The sequence below is a fragment of the Devosia sp. Leaf64 genome, from assembly GCF_001421945.1.
Lineage (GTDB): Bacteria > Pseudomonadota > Alphaproteobacteria > Rhizobiales > Devosiaceae > Devosia.
The window spans coordinates 128,384-143,977 of sequence record NZ_LMLO01000021.1 but is presented as its reverse complement, the minus strand read 5'-3'; the positions used below and the strand labels follow the sequence as shown (position 1 = coordinate 143,977).

The 15,594-nt window shown below is 62.0% G+C and carries 13 protein-coding genes; 1 reads left to right on the top strand and 12 read right to left on the bottom strand.

The genetic code is table 11. From position 1 onward, the window contains the following. Window positions 1-192: 192 nt before the first annotated feature. From ASE94_RS13650 to ASE94_RS13600, 10 genes are all read right to left on the bottom strand, one after another. Entirely contained in the window at window positions 193-2,088 is a 1,896-nt protein-coding gene (locus tag ASE94_RS13650; protein WP_062630869.1) for an ABC transporter ATP-binding protein/permease, read from the bottom strand. 110 nt (window positions 2,089-2,198) lie between these two features. After that, the gene (locus tag ASE94_RS13645) at window positions 2,199-2,513 is read right to left on the bottom strand and encodes a metalloregulator ArsR/SmtB family transcription factor (protein ID WP_244484043.1); all 315 of its coding nucleotides are present in this window, start codon (window positions 2,511-2,513) and stop codon (window positions 2,199-2,201) included. 278 nt (window positions 2,514-2,791) lie between these two features. Further along, window positions 2,792-4,588 carry a LysM peptidoglycan-binding domain-containing protein gene (locus ASE94_RS13640; protein WP_062630867.1) on the bottom strand — a complete coding sequence of 599 codons (1,797 nt, stop codon included), beginning with the start codon at window positions 4,586-4,588 and terminating at the stop codon, window positions 2,792-2,794. A 146-nt stretch (window positions 4,589-4,734) separates the two neighbouring features. After that, window positions 4,735-6,378, bottom strand: a complete 1,644-nt coding sequence (cimA, locus tag ASE94_RS13635; RefSeq protein ID WP_062630866.1) for a citramalate synthase — start codon at window positions 6,376-6,378, stop codon at window positions 4,735-4,737. Window positions 6,379-6,395: 17 nt separating this feature from the next. After that, window positions 6,396-6,896 (bottom strand): GFA family protein, encoded by a 501-nt coding sequence (locus tag ASE94_RS13630; RefSeq protein ID WP_062630865.1) that lies wholly within the window; start codon window positions 6,894-6,896, stop codon window positions 6,396-6,398. Next, window positions 6,896-7,369 (bottom strand): GFA family protein, encoded by a 474-nt coding sequence (locus tag ASE94_RS13625; protein ID WP_062630864.1) that lies wholly within the window; start codon window positions 7,367-7,369, stop codon window positions 6,896-6,898. Before ASE94_RS13625 ends, ASE94_RS13630 begins: the two co-directional genes overlap by 1 nt. Beyond that, entirely contained in the window at window positions 7,356-7,739 is a 384-nt protein-coding gene (locus tag ASE94_RS13620; RefSeq protein ID WP_062630863.1) for a VOC family protein, read from the bottom strand. The genes ASE94_RS13625 and ASE94_RS13620 overlap by 14 nt, the downstream gene beginning before the upstream one ends. 315 nt (window positions 7,740-8,054) lie before the next feature. After that, complete coding sequence (gene cysS, locus ASE94_RS13610; protein WP_062631342.1) at window positions 8,055-9,473, bottom strand: cysteine--tRNA ligase; 1,419 nt, start codon at window positions 9,471-9,473, stop codon at window positions 8,055-8,057. A 280-nt stretch (window positions 9,474-9,753) separates the two neighbouring features. Then, a complete protein-coding gene (locus ASE94_RS13605) occupies window positions 9,754-10,203 on the bottom strand; it encodes a cytochrome c (protein WP_062630861.1) in 450 nt (149 codons plus the stop codon). Window positions 10,204-10,341: 138 nt separating this feature from the next. Beyond that, window positions 10,342-11,355, bottom strand: coding sequence for a fumarylacetoacetate hydrolase family protein (locus ASE94_RS13600; protein WP_062630860.1), 1,014 nt, complete (start codon window positions 11,353-11,355; stop codon window positions 10,342-10,344). 140 nt (window positions 11,356-11,495) lie between these two features. Here ASE94_RS13600 and ASE94_RS13595 point away from each other — a divergent pair, with 140 nt between their 5' ends. Further along, entirely contained in the window at window positions 11,496-12,656 is a 1,161-nt protein-coding gene (locus tag ASE94_RS13595; protein WP_062630859.1) for a DUF2865 domain-containing protein, read from the top strand. Here the strand turns inward: ASE94_RS13595 and gltX are convergent. Next, window positions 12,601-13,926, bottom strand: a complete 1,326-nt coding sequence (gene gltX / locus ASE94_RS13590) for a glutamate--tRNA ligase (RefSeq protein ID WP_061908019.1) — start codon at window positions 13,924-13,926, stop codon at window positions 12,601-12,603. The genes ASE94_RS13595 and gltX overlap by 56 nt on opposite strands. Then, window positions 13,923-15,590, bottom strand: coding sequence for an NAD+ synthase (locus tag ASE94_RS13585; protein ID WP_062630858.1), 1,668 nt, complete (start codon window positions 15,588-15,590; stop codon window positions 13,923-13,925). The genes gltX and ASE94_RS13585 overlap by 4 nt, the downstream gene beginning before the upstream one ends. Between the last annotated feature and the right edge of the window lie 4 nt (window positions 15,591-15,594).

Genomic DNA, 15,594 nt, shown 5'->3' with positions numbered 1-15,594 from the left:
CGCTTTGACTTCACTCTCCGTCATCCCCACGCGGTCGGCGAGCCATCTTGAAATATCAGGATGGGCCCCGGCCTTTGCCGGGGTGACACTCCGTGGGGATGCTGGTCCTCTTTAATCGTAGTCCAAAAAGAGATCCCCGCTTTCGCGGGGATGACGCAGGATGGAGAGGTACGGTTTGGTTCAAGTCGTAAACTATTCCGCCGCGGGCGTGCCTCGTTTGACGAAACCGTCGGGGTCCTCGCGGGTGCGGGCTAGGGCTTCTTCGGCTTCGGTGGCTTCGCGTTGGCGGCTCCACATTTGGGCGTAGAGGCCGTTTTGGGCGAGGAGCTGGCTGTGGTTGCCGCGCTCCGCAACTAGGCCTTCGCGGAGGACCAGGATTTCGTCGGCATTGATCACGGTCGAGAGACGGTGGGCGATGACGACGCTGGTACGATTGCGCGAAACTTCGTCGAGAGCTGCCTGGATATCGCGCTCGGTTTTGGTATCGAGGGCGGAGGTGGCTTCGTCGAGGATGAGGATCGACGGGGCTTTGAGGATGGTGCGGGCGATGGCAACACGCTGCTTTTCGCCGCCGGACAGTTTTAGGCCACGTTCGCCAACTGGCGTTTCATAACCCTTGGGCAAGCTTTCGATGAAGGGGCCGACCTGGGCCATGCGGGCGGCAGAGCGGATGTCTTCCTCGGATGCACCGGGGCGGCCATATTCGATATTGTAGCCGATGGTGTCGTTGAAGAGTACCGTGTCCTGGGGGACCATGCCGATGGTCGAGCGCAGGCTTACCTGCGTGACATCGCGGAGGTCCTGACCATCGATGGTGATGCGGCCGCCGGTGACGTCGTAAAAACGATAGAGCAGACGCGAAATGGTCGACTTGCCGGCGCCAGTGGGGCCGACGATGGCGACAGTCTTGCCGGCCGGCACTTCGAAGCTGACGCCCTTTAGGATCGGGCGATCGGGATCGTAGTGGAAGGTGACGTCTTCGAAACGGATGACAGGACCAGTGACCTTGAGCGGGGTCGCATTGGGCTTGTCGACGATTTCTGGATCCTGATCGAGGAGCTTGAACATCTCTTCGATATCAGTGAGGCCCTGGCGGAGCTCGCGATAAACGAAGCCAATGAAATTGAGCGGACGATAGATCTGCATCAGGAAGGTGTTGAGCAACACGAAATCGCCCAGCGTCAGGCGGCCGGCCATGACGCCATTGATGGCCATAATCGAGATGATCAGGAAGCCGCCATAGAAGATGACGGCCTGGCCGAAGTTCAGCCAGCCGAGCGAGGTCCAGATGCGGATCGCGGACTTTTCGTAACTCGCCATGGCGCCGTCATAGCGCTCGGCTTCCATCTTCTCATTGGCGAAGTATTTGACCGTCTCATAATTGAGCAGGCTATCGATAGCCTTCCCATTGGCGTCTGTGTCGGAATTGTTCATGTCCCGACGGATGGAAATGCGCCAATTCGAGGCCTTGATAGTGAAATAGAGATAGGCCCAGATCATCACCACCAGGACGCCAAGATAGCTCACGCCGAAGAGCCAGACGAAGATGATGGCGACGACGATGAACTCGACGATGGTGGGCGCGATATTGAGCATGGCGAAACGGACGACCGTTTCGATGCCTTTTACGCCGCGCTCGATGACGCGGGAGAGGCCGCCAGTGCGCCGCGCGAGATGGAAGCGGAGCGAGAGGCGGTGCATATGGTGGAAGGTCTGAAGGGCAAGTTTGCGCACGGCATGCTGGCCGACGCCGGCAAAGAGAACGTCGCGCAACTGCTGGAAGCCAGCATCGAGCACATTGCCCAGCACATAGGCGATGACGAGCACCACGGGAATCGCCAGGCCCATCATCAACTGGCTATCGACATCAGTGCCATCGAGATTGTCGATGATGCCCTTATAGGCAAAGGGCACGAGGGTGGTCGCGACCTTGCTGAGGAGGAGAGCGCCGATGGCGAGCACGACCTGCAGCTTGAGATCGGGCCGGCCATCGGGCCACATATAGGGCCAGAGATTGCGGACGGTAGAGAATACCGAGCCTTCGTCCGCGTTAACGGACGGCTTCTTTTCATTGGGTTTGTCAGCCATTAGGCCAGTTCCGCTTTCCTCAAAGCGCAGCGCGAGTTTTTCAGGCTCGCTTTGTGCGCCCTAATCATTGGTTTTGTGCAGATCGTAATTCCCGAAACCGAGAATCAGTTTCAGGAGACCTGCTGTAGTCGGGCTCGGAGATTGAGACCATCGATCAAACCGCCAAAGGCGGTTCCGAGTTCGGCCAGGCGATCCTGCCGGATCATGTAGCGGTTGCGCGTGCCGGTGGGCTTGCGTTCGATTAGCCCGGCATCGAGCAGCACCTTTATGTGCTGGGAGACAGTGGACTGGGCGAGCGGCAGGGATTCGGTGACATCGCCGCAGCAACATTCGCGCTGCTGCTGGCTCGCGAGGAACCGCAGAATGCTGAGCCGGACCGGATGGCCCAAAGCTCTCATGATGTTGGCAATGTCGTCGTCTTGCATGGGGCTGGCCGAATTCAATCGGTGAATTGCGATGAACATGGTGAGGATTGGGGGGAAGGTCAATCCCTGGGGTGCGCTGGGGCGGAGATAAAGGTGGTTTTGGGTGGCAAAGGTCACCCCCTCCCGGCCTCCCCCCTCTAGGGGAGGTGTCAGGCTGGCGGGTGTGGCAATACCCAGCCCCACACGCGATGCCTCACCTCCCCCTTGATGGGGGAGGTCGGGAGGGGGTGATGTGAATGTCCGCGTCAAACGAAAATGGCGCCCGGGGGCGCCATTTCTTATTGGGGGAGGCTGAAAACCTGGCCGGGGTAGATGCGGTCGGGGTCGCGGATCTGGCCGGTATTGGCGTCGTAGATGGTGGTATATTTGATGCCCTCGCCATAGACGCGGCGGGCGATGGTCCAAAGATTGTCGCCGCGGCGGATGATGGCTTTGCCGGAGGCGAAGCGCTGGGCATCAGGGCCGCCGACGGAGACGGCGACCATGGTGGGGACGGCAGGCTCGGCGGCGGGTTGCGCGGGAGCAGGCGTTGGGGTTTCTGCGGTTCCGACGGAGGTGGCAGGCGCAGGCGCCTCGGGTTCAGTCGTCGTGGCGAGTGTGTCAGCATCGGCGGCGGATGTCGCGGGGGTCTCTGTGCTGGCGGCGGCAGCGGGAGCAGTTGGCTCTGCTGCTGGCGTAGGCGTTTCCGAGGTAGCGGGCTCGGTGGCCGCAGTGGTGGACGGCTCCACTGCAGGCGTTGGAGCCGGCTGCGATGTGGCGGTCGGAGCGGTGGTCGAGGTGTCGGCGCTGGCGACGGCAGTCTCGGTGCCCTGCCCTGCAGGTTCATCGACGACGAAATCGACTTCGGCGCGGGCGACGACGTCCGAGGAGTTGGCGCCGAGGAGGTCGGCGCGGACGCGCTGGCTGGGGGCGGAGAGGACGGGGCCAGCTTCGACCAGCCAGCGACCGCCTTCGACCTTGGAATCGGCGACGAAGGTAACATCCACATAAAGGCGGACGGTGCGCCCCTCGGGGCCGCTGCCGGCGAAGAAGGTGCGGGCGCCTTCGACTTCAATGGCGTCGATGGTGGGCGGGACGTCAGCGACTTGAGGGGCGGCGGGGGCGGCGGGTGGGGTTGCTGCAGGAGCAACGGGCGCGGGTGTGGTTGCCGAAGCAGCTGGCGTTGCCGGCGCGGGTTGCGTTTCTGCTGTCTGCGCGGCCGGGGGCGTGGTGCTTGGAGCGGCGGCCGGGGCCGTTGGTGCGGGAGTATTTGGCGCAGGGGCAGTCGCTGCTGGCTGAGCGGGTGCAGCAGGTGCGGCTTCAGGGGCAGCCGGTGAGGCTAGCTCTGCCGGCGGGGTGGCGGCTTCGGCCGGCACTGCTGGTGGGGCAGCGGGTGCCGGTGTTGCAACGGGAGCCGGGGACGCGGTGGGCTCTGGTGTGGTGGTAGCGGGTGCTGGAGGTGTCACGGCGGGCGCTTCGGCGACGTCCATTGGTGCGGGTTCGGTTTCCGGCGTTGCGGCTGCTGGCTGTGTCACTTCGGGCGCGGCGGCGACGGCGGTCGCTGCCGGGCGATCAAGGCCCTGGAGGATTTCGCTGGCCTGGCCCGGTGTGCTGGCGACGACGAGCGGCTGGGTGGTTTTGTCGTCATCGACGACGACGACGAAAGACTGATCGGCGCGCTCGGTCTTGCCGTGTTCGGCAAGGGTGATTTCAACGCCGCCTGTTGGCAGTGGGCTATCGGGCACGAGGACCCAATCGCCTGAGGATTCCACTTTTGCCGTGCCGATAAGCTTGTCGTCGGAAAAGACGTCCACTTCGCTGCCGGGCTGGCCGCTGCCGGCGATGACGACGGAGCCATCGGGCTCGGCGCGGAGAAGGCCGAAGGTGGCCGCAACGATGCCCTGCGGCACTTCGGGCGTGGTTTCGGCCGGCGGGGTGACGTCGAGCGCTGGCGCCGTCAACTCGCCTTCGGGTTCGGTAGGCGTGGCGGGCGTTTCAGCCGGGGTCGCCGGCGCAGTCGTTTCGGCGACTTCGGTGACGGGCGCGGGCGGGAATAGGCCGGCTTCGGTGAACTTGCCCCTGATGCACTGGCCCATGCCATCGGGACTATTGAAGCAGGTTGAAATGGTAGGCGCGGCGAAAATGCCGAGGATGACAAGTAATGTGACGGCGACTGCCCCAATGGTGAGAGCAAGGGGGCGTTTTGGAGCAGTTTCGGCCAGTTTGTCCTCCCGGACGGTTGTCAGCCGGTGGCTTTTTGCACCGGCCGAGAAGTCGCCATCACTGTGGTCGACTGCACCGCCTCAGTCTTCAACAGCTTGTATGTGATTGATTCATACAGAGCTTCAAAGGACGCATCAATGATGTTGGAAGAAACGCCGATCGTCGTCCAACGCTCGCCTGTGCTGTCCTTGCTCTCGACCAGTACACGGGTGACCGCGCCCGTGCCGCCGTCGAGGATACGGACCTTGAAATCGACCAGCTCAAGATCCTCGATCCGGGCGGAATAGATGCCGAGATCTTTTCGCAAGGCCTGATCGAGCGCGTTGACGGGGCCATTGCCTTCGGCGACTGACATCAGCAATTCGCCCACAACGCGGACTTTGACCACCGCCTCAGTGACGGTGATCTCTTCGCCCTGGGCATTGTGGCGGCGCTCGACCATGGCGCGATAATGTTCGACGTCGAAAAAGCTCGGCAGCGTGCCGAGAACGGAGCGGGCGAGGACGGCGAAGGAGGCATCGGCGCCGTCATAGGAATAGCCACGGGCTTCGCGTTGCTTGACCGTGGCGAGGAGCTTTTCGAGGCGGGGATCGTCTTTTTCGAGAGTGATGTTGTGGCGCGCGAGGGCTGTGAGCAGGTTGGATTTTCCGGCCTGCTGGGAGACCATGATGGCGCGCTCATTGCCCACAGTTTCGGGCGGCACGTGCTCGTAGGTCGAAAAATCCTTGAGAAGGGCTGAGGCGTGGATGCCGGCTTTCGTGGCGAAGGCGGCGGCGCCGACATAGGGCGCCTGGCGCGCTGGGGCACGGTTGAGGCGATCGTCGAAGGCGCGGGAGATATGGGTGAGGCGTTCGAGATGGGCGGGCGTGATGCCGGTTTCGAAGCGCTCGGCGTAATAGGGTTTTAAAACCAGCGTGGGGATCAGGGTAATCAAATTGGCATTGCCGCAGCGTTCGCCGAGGCCGTTGAGCGTGCCCTGAACTTGGCGCACACCGGCTTCGACGGCGGCCAGCGCATTGGCGACAGCCTGGCCGGTATCGTCGTGCGGGTGGATGCCGAGCTTGTCGCCCGGCGCGAATTTAAGAACCGTGCCGACGATGGTGCGGATTTCGGCCGGCATGGTGCCGCCGTTGGTGTCACAAAGGACGACCCAGCGGGCGCCGGCATCAAGCGCGGTCGTAACGCAGGAGAGCGCGTATTCGGGATTGGCTTTGAAACCGTCGAAGAAGTGCTCGAGGTCGATGAGCACTTCCTTGCCGGAAGCGGCGGCGGTGCGGACGGTGTCGGCCAGGCCTTCGAGGTGTTCGTCGGTGGTGGAGCCGAGGGCGAGCTGGACCTGATAGTCCCAGGCTTTTGCGACAAAGCAGGTGGCAGGGGCGGCCGAATTGACGAGGGCTTGGACGCCGGGGTCGTTAGACGCTGAGCGCCCTGCCCGCTTGGTCATGCCGAAGGCGGTGAACACGGCCTTTTTTGTGCGCTTCTCTTCAAAGAAGGCGGTGTCGACCGGGTTGGCACCGGGATAGCCGCCTTCGATGTAGTCGACGCCAAGCTCTTCCAGCAGATCAATAATGGCGATCTTGTCCTCGAGCGAGAATTCTACGCCGGCCGTCTGCGCGCCATCGCGCAGGGTCGTGTCGAAAAGGTAGAGGCGGTCTCGGGACATTTTGGTCTCTAGTCTTTTTAGGTTTTTGGCGGCCAGGTGGCCGTGTCGTGGTCGGGGTGCTGGTGATTGGAGGCCGCGATTGCAGCGGCCCACGAGGCGTTGTCGTCGTCCCTTGTGCCTGTTTCGCCGCCATGTGCGAGCGTGGGGAGCGTTTCGAACCAAGGCACGCGCGCTTCATTGCCGTCATTTATATGGGGCGGGAATAGCTCGGGGTGGTCGAGCGAGCCGATGGTGAAATTCACCCGGTTGCCGGTGACGTCCTCGTAAAACAGGGGCGTGCCGCACTGGCTGCAGAAGCCGCGATCGACGTGGTCGGAGGAGCGAAAACGCGCCGGGGTGCCGCGGGTCCAGGTGATGACTTCGCGGGGGGCGGCGACGAGCGCGGCAAAGATATTGCCCACCGCCTTTTGGCACATGCGACAGTGACAGATATGCGCGTTGTCGAACATTTCCGTTGCGTGATAGCGCACGGCGCCGCATTGGCAACCGCCACTGACGTCCATCTTGTAGCGGTCCATCAGGGCTGCTCCTTTGGCGGCCAATCGGCGGTGTCGTGATCGGGGTGCTGATTGGAGTGTATGCCGGTCAGGAAATCGCGCCATTCGTCGCTGACTTCATGGCGGACGGGAATTTTGGTCAGATTATCGAAAAACGGCAGCTTGTCGTGCGGGTTGACCTGGATTTCGGGTGCGGCGACGGTCGGATCGTCGAAGGCGCCGATCGCAAGTTCTAGGCCGAAGCGGGTCTCATAGGCGAGCGGGGTGCCGCACTCGCCGCAAAAGGCGCGGCGGGCGGCGTTGGAGCTCTGGAACCACTTGGGTTCACCCCGGGTCCAGGCGGCATTGTGCGCGGTGACCAGGGGGCCAAAGAAGCCGCCGAATGCCTTTTGGCACATGCGGCAATGGCAGATCGAGGGCCGGCCGAGCCGGGTGACGCGGAAACGCACCGCGCCACACTGGCATCCGCCGGCGTGTTCTTCACTTGGGGGCATGACACACCGCTTCGACATTGTTGCCATCGGGATCGATGACGAAGGCACCGTAATAATGCTCATGATAATGCGGGCGCGGACCGGGGCCGCCATTATCTCGACCGCCATTGGCCATGGCGGCAGAATAGAAGGCGTCGACTGCGGCATGATCAGCGGCGGCGAAAGCATAGTGGCGGCCAGGACCGACGTCCTTGCTTTCGGTCAGCCAGAAATCGGGCTTTTGATTGCCATAGCCGCCGACCCTGACGCCGCCGGTATATTGCTCGGGGACTTCGGCGAGCATGGTGTAGCCGAGGGGAGCAAAGGCGGCGTCGTAGAAGGCGCGGGATTTGGTCCAGTCTGCGACGAGAATTCCGACGTGATCAAGCATGGGGGAGACTCCTTTGGTGAGGAGGCCATGAGGATTGGTGGGTGGTGACAGGAGGTGTCAGGAGAACGAAAAAATTCCACAGCAGCCCCGCCATTCGAGCGTAGCTCTCATGGCCTTCTCGCCTAAATTTGCTCCACCGGAGCAAATTTGCCTGCGGCACGACACGAAGCCCCTCATCCGCCCTTCGGGCACCTTCTCCCACGAGGGGAGAAGGGGGGCTGGTGGGTGGGATAGATCTATCGGCAAACACCAGACCTTCCTTCTCCCCTTGTGGGAGAAGGTGGCGCGCAGCGACGGATGAGGGGTGTTCTGTGCTCACCTCTTCACTTCCCACTTGGTCGCTCGCTGGCCATTCTCATCCTTGTAGTCGAGCAAGGCGACGCCCTGCTCTGCCAGTTCGTTGCGGATGGCGTCTGCCTTTGCGAAATCCTTGGCGTTGAGGGCTTCGAGGCGGGTGGCGATGGCGTTGGCGATGTGGGCGGGGGCTTCCCAGCCGTCGTTGGAGTCAAGGAGGCTGTCGAGGCTGAAGCCGAGGAATTTTAGGGTGGCGGCGAGGCAGTGTTTGGCATTGCCCTCTTCGCGGTTGGCCTTCTTGGCGATGAAATCGAGGGCGACGCTGGCGCGGTGGAAGTTGAGGTCGTCGGCGAGTTCGTTGACGACGGAGGCGTCGGGGTCGTCGCCCTCGGACACCGTTGCGCCGCGGGCGGCGCGTTGCCAGTCGCGGAGTTTGGTTTCGGCTTCTTCGAGACGTTTGACGGTGAAGTCAATGGGCTCGCGATAGTGCGTCATCAACATGGCGAGGCGCAGGACTTCACCGATCCAGGCGCGTCCGCCCATGGCGCCGGTTTCGAGGAGCTCGTTGATGGTGACGAAGTTCCCGAGGCTCTTGGACATTTTCTGTCCTTCGACCTGGAGGAAACCGTTGTGCATCCAGACATTGGCCATGGCGTGGGTGCCATGGGCGCAGCGGGACTGGGCGATTTCGTTTTCGTGGTGCGGGAAGATCAGGTCGAGCCCGCCGCCATGGATATCAAAGGTTTTGCCGAGGTAACGCTCGGACATGGCGGAGCATTCGATGTGCCAACCGGGGCGGCCGCGGCCCCAGGGGCTGTCCCAGCCGGGTTCGGTTTCCGAGGACAGTTTCCAGAGGACGAAATCTGCCGGGTCTTCCTTGTGGGCTTCGACCGCGATGCGGGCGCCGGCGAGATTGTCTTCGAGATTACGACCGGAGAGCTGGCCATAGTCTGCCATGGAGCGGGTGCGGAAGAGCACTTCGCCATTGGTGTTATAGGCGTGGTTGCGCTCGATAAGCGAGGAGATGAGGGTCTGCATCTCGGTGATATTTTCGGTGGCGCGCGGCTGATGGGTGGGCGCGAGGGTGCCCAGCGCCTTTACGTCGGCGAGGAACTGGTTCTCGGTCTTTTCTGTGACCTTGCGGATGGCTTCGTTAAGCGGCAGATCGGGGAAATCGCGCAGGGCGCGGGCGTTGATCTTGTCGTCAACGTCAGTGATGTTGCGCACATAGGTGACGTGGCTCTCGCCATAGACGTGGCGCAGCATACGGAAGAGCACGTCGAAGACGATGACGGGGCGGGCATTGCCGATATGGGCGAAGTCATAGACCGTCGGGCCGCAGACATACATGCGCACATTGTTCGCATCCATGGGCGCGAAGGGCGCCTTGGTGCGGGTGAGCGTGTTGTAGAGGCTGATCTGCGGCTTTGCCGTGGTCATCGAGAGGTCCTTGTGGGCCAGACACATTGGGGCTCTGGCGGGAGGCCTCTATCTTCAGAGAATTTTGGATGAAGAAGACTGCTCCGCCAACGCTTGGGTTAGCAGGTAATAATGCAGGCGATAATGGTGCACTTGGTCTTCATGAGCTGAGATTGGCCGGGCGGACCAAATAAATCAAGAGCCAAAAGAAAAGAGGGCGACCCGAAGGCCGCCCATTTCGCTTTGGAGGCGAACATCATCCCAAGGGACGATCTCTGCGGAGTTAACTAACCCGTACGGGTTAGCTCCGGAATTGCTGGTGGCACTGGCCACAGGTGGCGCCGATGGCCTTGACAGCTTCGGCATAGGCTGCGGCATCGCCAGCTTCGGCGGCTGCGATACCCTGTTCTGCAGCGGTCACGCCGGCATCGGCGATGGCGGTGAAAGCTTCCCAATTTTCCCAGATGGCGGGAAGGGCTTCGGACTCGCCGACATTGGAGCCTTCAGGGAAGAGCGCCGGAATGTGGCTATAGTTATCGCGCAGGGTCGTCATGGCGGCGACGGCGTCGGCACCGGTGAGGTTGCCGGCTTGGCGCAGGATGCCGCCATTTTCCTTCATCATCGCCTCGCGAACGGTGACAGCCTCTTCAGGCGTCGCCGGAGGCGTAAAAGCGTCCTGGGCCATAACCGCGACCGTGCCTGCAGCGAGCAGGGCGGCTATGGCGATACCGGAGAACTTCGAAAGGACCATCAAAACTGCACCCTCAACGTGATTGACATGAACCAGCCGCTCCAACGGCCAGTGAGTTCGCCAAGCTCCCCCACTCGACAATGCGACAGTGGCACGCGGAGTTGACGCTCCCAACGTCAACACGGGAATGTTACCGAATTAGGGGCGCGGCGAAAGAGCCACGACGGTCTGCCGGATATCGCCGAAAACCGAGCGATTGCCCGTGCCGATGGCGGCGATGCGGACACTGTCGCCGGGCTTGAGGAAGGGCGTGCGGGCTTTGCCGAATTTCACCTTTTCGGCGGTGCGCGCTTCGGCGATGCAGCCAAAGCCGATGCCATCTTCTTTGATCGGGAGCGTAGAGTCGTGGTGGTTGGCGATCGTGCCCGAGCCGATAATGGTGCCGGCGGTCAACTGTCGGGTACGCGCGGCTTCGATGATGAGATCGACGAAATCGAAGTGGACATCGACGCCGGCATTGGGTTGACCGTAGAGCGTGCCGTTGACCTCGACGCGAATGGGGAGATGGAGCTTGTTGTCGCGCCAGCGATCGCCGAGCGCATCGGGTGTGACAACGACGGGAGCGAATGAGGTCGAAGGCTTTGAGTGGAAGAACCCGAAGCCGTTTTGCAGATCGTCGGCGACGAGACGGCGGAGGGAAACGTCGTTGCAGACGGTGATGAGGCGAATGGCAGCGGCGGCCTGTTCGCGGCTCGGACGCATGGGCACGGGGCCGATGATGGCGGCGAGCTCGACTTCGAAATCAAGCGCGAGATCATCTTCGGGGATGACGATGGGATCGGTGGCGGCGGAAAGCGAATCGGAGCCGCCCTGGTAGATCAGGGGGCGAACCGATTGTAGCTCCGCATCGCGACTTCCCTTGAGGGAGCGGACGCGTTCGAGGTGGCTCATATAGCCAGCGCCGTCGATCCACTGATAGGCGCGCGGGAGGGGGGCAAGCGCGGTGGTGGGTTCGAAGGGTTGGCCGGCGATTTCGCCTTTGTCCAACTGGGTAGCGAGCGCTGAAAGCTCGGGCGACAGGCGCTGCCAATCATCGAGCGCGGCCTGCAGCGTTGGGGCAATTCGGCCCGCGGAGACGCAGCGGGTGAGATCGTTAGAGACCACGACCAATTGGCCATCCGGACGGTTGGCGCGCAGGGTAGCGAGTTTCATGAGCGAACGATCTCCCTTTATGTGTTGCCCGGCAGCGCTACCGGCGCGGTCAGGCATTGTTATAGTGTTGCAACTTGCCCTAGCGATGTCTTAAGGGCGAGACATGGCCACAGGTTGCGGCCGCCGAACAGGACCATTTCGTGCGCATATCTTTTTCCGGCCTTCGCGTGCCTCTGCTGCTGGCTTTTGCAGCGCTGATGTTTACGCTTGATGTGCAAACCGTCTATGCCCAATCGGCACAGTGCAACCAGCTCAATGGCGCGCTGCGCCAGTTCGACCGCAATGGCGATTTCCGGCAGCGCGGGGGCAATTCGTCGGCGGCGCAGCAATTGCAGCGCGACGTGCAAAATGCGGAAAGCCAATATATTCGCGAAGGCTGCAATGATGCGGCGCGGGCCGGCCAGGTTTTGACCCGGCAATGCCAGCAGATCGGGCGAACGGTTTTGCGGCTGCGCGAGGATTATGCGCAGGTTTCGCAATCTGTCGACACGGCCAATGCCGTCGCCCAGCAGCGCGAGGCCATTTTGCAGGAAATGGCGCGCTTTGGTTGCAATGGCGGCTCGAGCGCTACCTTTAGCCAGGATCGCCAATCGATTTTCGATCGCGTTTTCGGTTCGACCACCGAGGGCGATTTCACCAATGGCGATTTCATCGACGGCGGGGACTATTGGGGCAATCAGGGCTACAACACGGTCCGCACGGTCTGCGTGCGCCTCTCGGACGGCTATTTCTGGCCCATCAGCTATTCGACCCTGACCGAATATGTCGGGAATGACGCCCAGCAATGCCAGGCGATGTGTCCCAACACCCAGGTTGATCTCTACTACTATGACAATCCCGGGCAAGAGCCGGAGCAGATGCGGAATATGTCGGGTTCGGCCTATACGAGCCTGCCGACAGCCTTCGCCTATCGCACCAATTTCGACATCAAGGCGACTTGCAAAGTCGCGCCGCAATCGGCCGGCACGGTGAGTGTCGCGACTGACGATGGCGGCAGCGGCCGGACGATGCTCGACATCAATGGGCTGAAATTTCCGATGCCGCTGCGCGATCCGCGCGGCAGCGTGCCGACGCAGCAGGCTGTGGCGCCAGCGCCGGTCGAGGCCGTTGCCTCAGTGGCGCTGATCGACGTCCCCCTGCCCCGCCCGAGGCCGTCAGGCCCCGGCGAAGTGGCTGTGCGGCCCAATGCCAATCAGACCGCGGAAGAAGCGGAACTGCGGATCGTTCACTTCGATGGCAAGGCTGTCAGGGTAGTCGGTCCAGACACGCCGTACGCCCAAGCAGGACAAGCAGGGACTTAAGCTCGGGGCCATCGTGGCGGCCTGTCAGGGCGAGGCGAAGGGGCAGGAACAAAGCCTTGCCCTTTCGGCCGGTCGCACCCTTGAGCGCAGTGGTCCAAGTGGACCAGGTGGTTTCGTCCCAAGGTTCAAGCGGCAGCATAGCCTTGGCGAGAGCCAGGAATTCCTGATCTTCATTGGCAATGACCGGCTCTATCGGGCCGGTGACGACCTTTGACCATTCGGCGATATCGGGGAAGCGCACGAGGTTTTCGCGCAGAAGAGTCCAGATCGCTTCGCCTTCGAGCCCGAGCGAAGAGAGGCGCGGAAACGCTTCTTCGTAGGGCATGGTGTGGAGAAGGCGGGCGTTGAGGCTGTCGAGTTCAGCGGGATCGAAGCGGGCCGAGCCATGCGAAATCATCGAGAAGTCGAGTTTTTCGGCGATGGCGTCTAGGCTCGGATAGGGCTCGATCGGCATGCTGGTGCCGGTCAGGGTCGCCATGATGGCGATGGCGAGCGGCTCGTAGCCTTCATCGCGGAAATCGGAAATCGACTGCGAGCCCAAGCGCTTGGAAAAGCCCTGGCCGGCTGCATCGGTGAGAAGATTGTGGTGGGCAAAGGTCGGGACAGCGCCACCCAGGGCTTCGATGATCTCGATCTGCGTGCCGGTGTTGGAGACGTGGTCCTCGCCACGGATCACATGGGTGATCGCGAGGTCGATATCGTCGACAACGGAGGGGAGCGTATAGAGATAGGAGCCGTCGGCGCGGATCAGCACCGGGTCAGACATGGAAGCGGTGTTGACCGTCTGCGGGCCCTTGATCAGATCGTTGAATTGAACCGGGCGACCATCGAGCTTGAAACGCCAATGGGGTTTGCGGCCTTCGGCTTCGTAGGCGGCTTTCTGTTCGTCCGTCAGACTGAGCGCGGCGCGATCATAGATCGGTGGTTTGCCGAGGAGGCGCGCGCGGGCGCGCTTGCGGTCAAGTTCGTCTTCGGTTTCGTAGGCGGGGTAGAGGCGGCCGGAGGCGATAAGCTGGTCGCGGGCGTTATCATAAAGCGCAGTGCGCTCAGACTGGCGGACGAGGAGATCGGGCGTGACGCCGAGCCAAGCGAGATCGACCTCGATGCCATCGGCGGATTCGCGCGTCGAGCGCGCGAGGTCCGTGTCGTCCATGCGGAGGATGTAACGTCCGCCATTGCGGCGGGCGAAAAACCAGTTGAGCAGCGCCGGACGGGCATTGCCGAGGTGAATGCGGCCCGTGGGGGACGGCGCCCAGCGTACGACTGTCATCCGACGGTCTGATCCTTGTAACCATTGGTGATGGGATATTTGCGGCCGAGGCCGAAGGCCCGGGCGGTCAGCTTCGGACCCGGCGCGGACTGGCGGCGCTTATATTCGGCGATATTGAGCAGGCGCTCGATACGCTTGACCAGAGCCGGCTCGTGGCCGCGGGCAACGACTTCTCCGAGGCTCATCTCTTCTTCAACGATGGAGCGGAGAATATCGTCGAGCACGGGATAGGGTGGCAGGCTGTCCTGATCGGTTTGATCGGGGCGGAGCTCGGCACTTGGGGCCTTGTCGATGATGGATTGCGGGATGACCTCACCGCTCGGGCCAAGGCTATCGCCGGGCGTGTGCTTATTGCGCCAATCGGCAAGGGCATAGACTTCCATCTTGAACATGTCCTTGAGCGGATTATAGCCGCCGTTCATGTCGCCATAGATGGTGGCATAGCCAACGCCCATTTCGCTCTTGTTGCCGGTGGTCAGGAGCATGGAGCCGAGCTTGTTGGACACGGCCATGAGGATCGTGCCGCGCATGCGCGACTGGATGTTTTCCTCGGCGGTATCGAGCGGGCGATCGCCGAATACAGGCGCAAGCTCGCGGAGCGCGTTGTCGACCGGATCACCGATGGCGACGACGTCGTAACGGACGCCGAGGCGGGTGGCGCAATCCTTGGCGTCGCGGAGGCTCTCTTCAGACGTGTAGCGATAGGGCAGCATGATGCAGTGGACTTTTTCAGGTCCGAAAGCATCGACGGCCATGGCGGCGACGACGGCACTATCGATGCCACCCGAAAGGCCGAGCACAACGCGATTGAAGCCGTTTTTATGGACGTAATCGCGGAGGCCGAGAACGGCAGCGCGCCATGGAGCTTCGTCGATCGACGGCAAATCTTCGAGGCGACCATTGGTCGAGGTCCAGCTCTCGCCTTCTCGATGCCAATCGGAGACAAGGAAGTCGGTTTCGAAGGACTTTGCCTGGAGGACGAGCTTGTCGCCGGGTGCGATGGCAAAGGAGGCGCCATCGAAAACCAGTTCGTCCTGACCACCGACCTGGTTGAGGTAGATCAGCGGGACGTCATGCTCGATAGCGTGCTTGCGCACCAGTTCCTTGCGGACGTGCTGCTTGTTCGTCCAATAGGGCGAGCCATTAGGGCAGAGCAGGATTTCGGCGCCTTCACGCACAAGATGTTCGCAGGCCCAAGGGTGCCAGATGTCCTCGCAGATCGGGATACCGACCGACACGCCCTTGATGGTCACGGGGTGCGGCAAGGGTCCGGCAGTAAAATAGCGCTTTTCGTAAAAGACGTCGTTGTTGGGCAGTTCACGCTTATACCGCTTGGCCGTGATCGCGCCATTTTCGGCGACGAGCACGGCGTTGTGGAGCGCGGAATTTTCCTGCCAGATGGTGGGCAGGATCAATGTGACATCGGTCCCGGCAGTATCGGCGATCAGGGCTTCGGCGGCGGCCTTGGCATCGGCGAGAAACTGAGGCTTGAAGAGCAGATCATCCGGGAAATAACCGGTGAGGAAAAGCTCGGACAGCATCAGGATATCGGCCTTGGCCGAAACGGCATCGGCCAGCGCCTTGCGCGCCAATGCGAGATTACCTGGAAGGTCGCCGACCTTGGGATTGAGCTGGGCGAGCGCAATTCTGAGCTGGTCGGTCACGGAA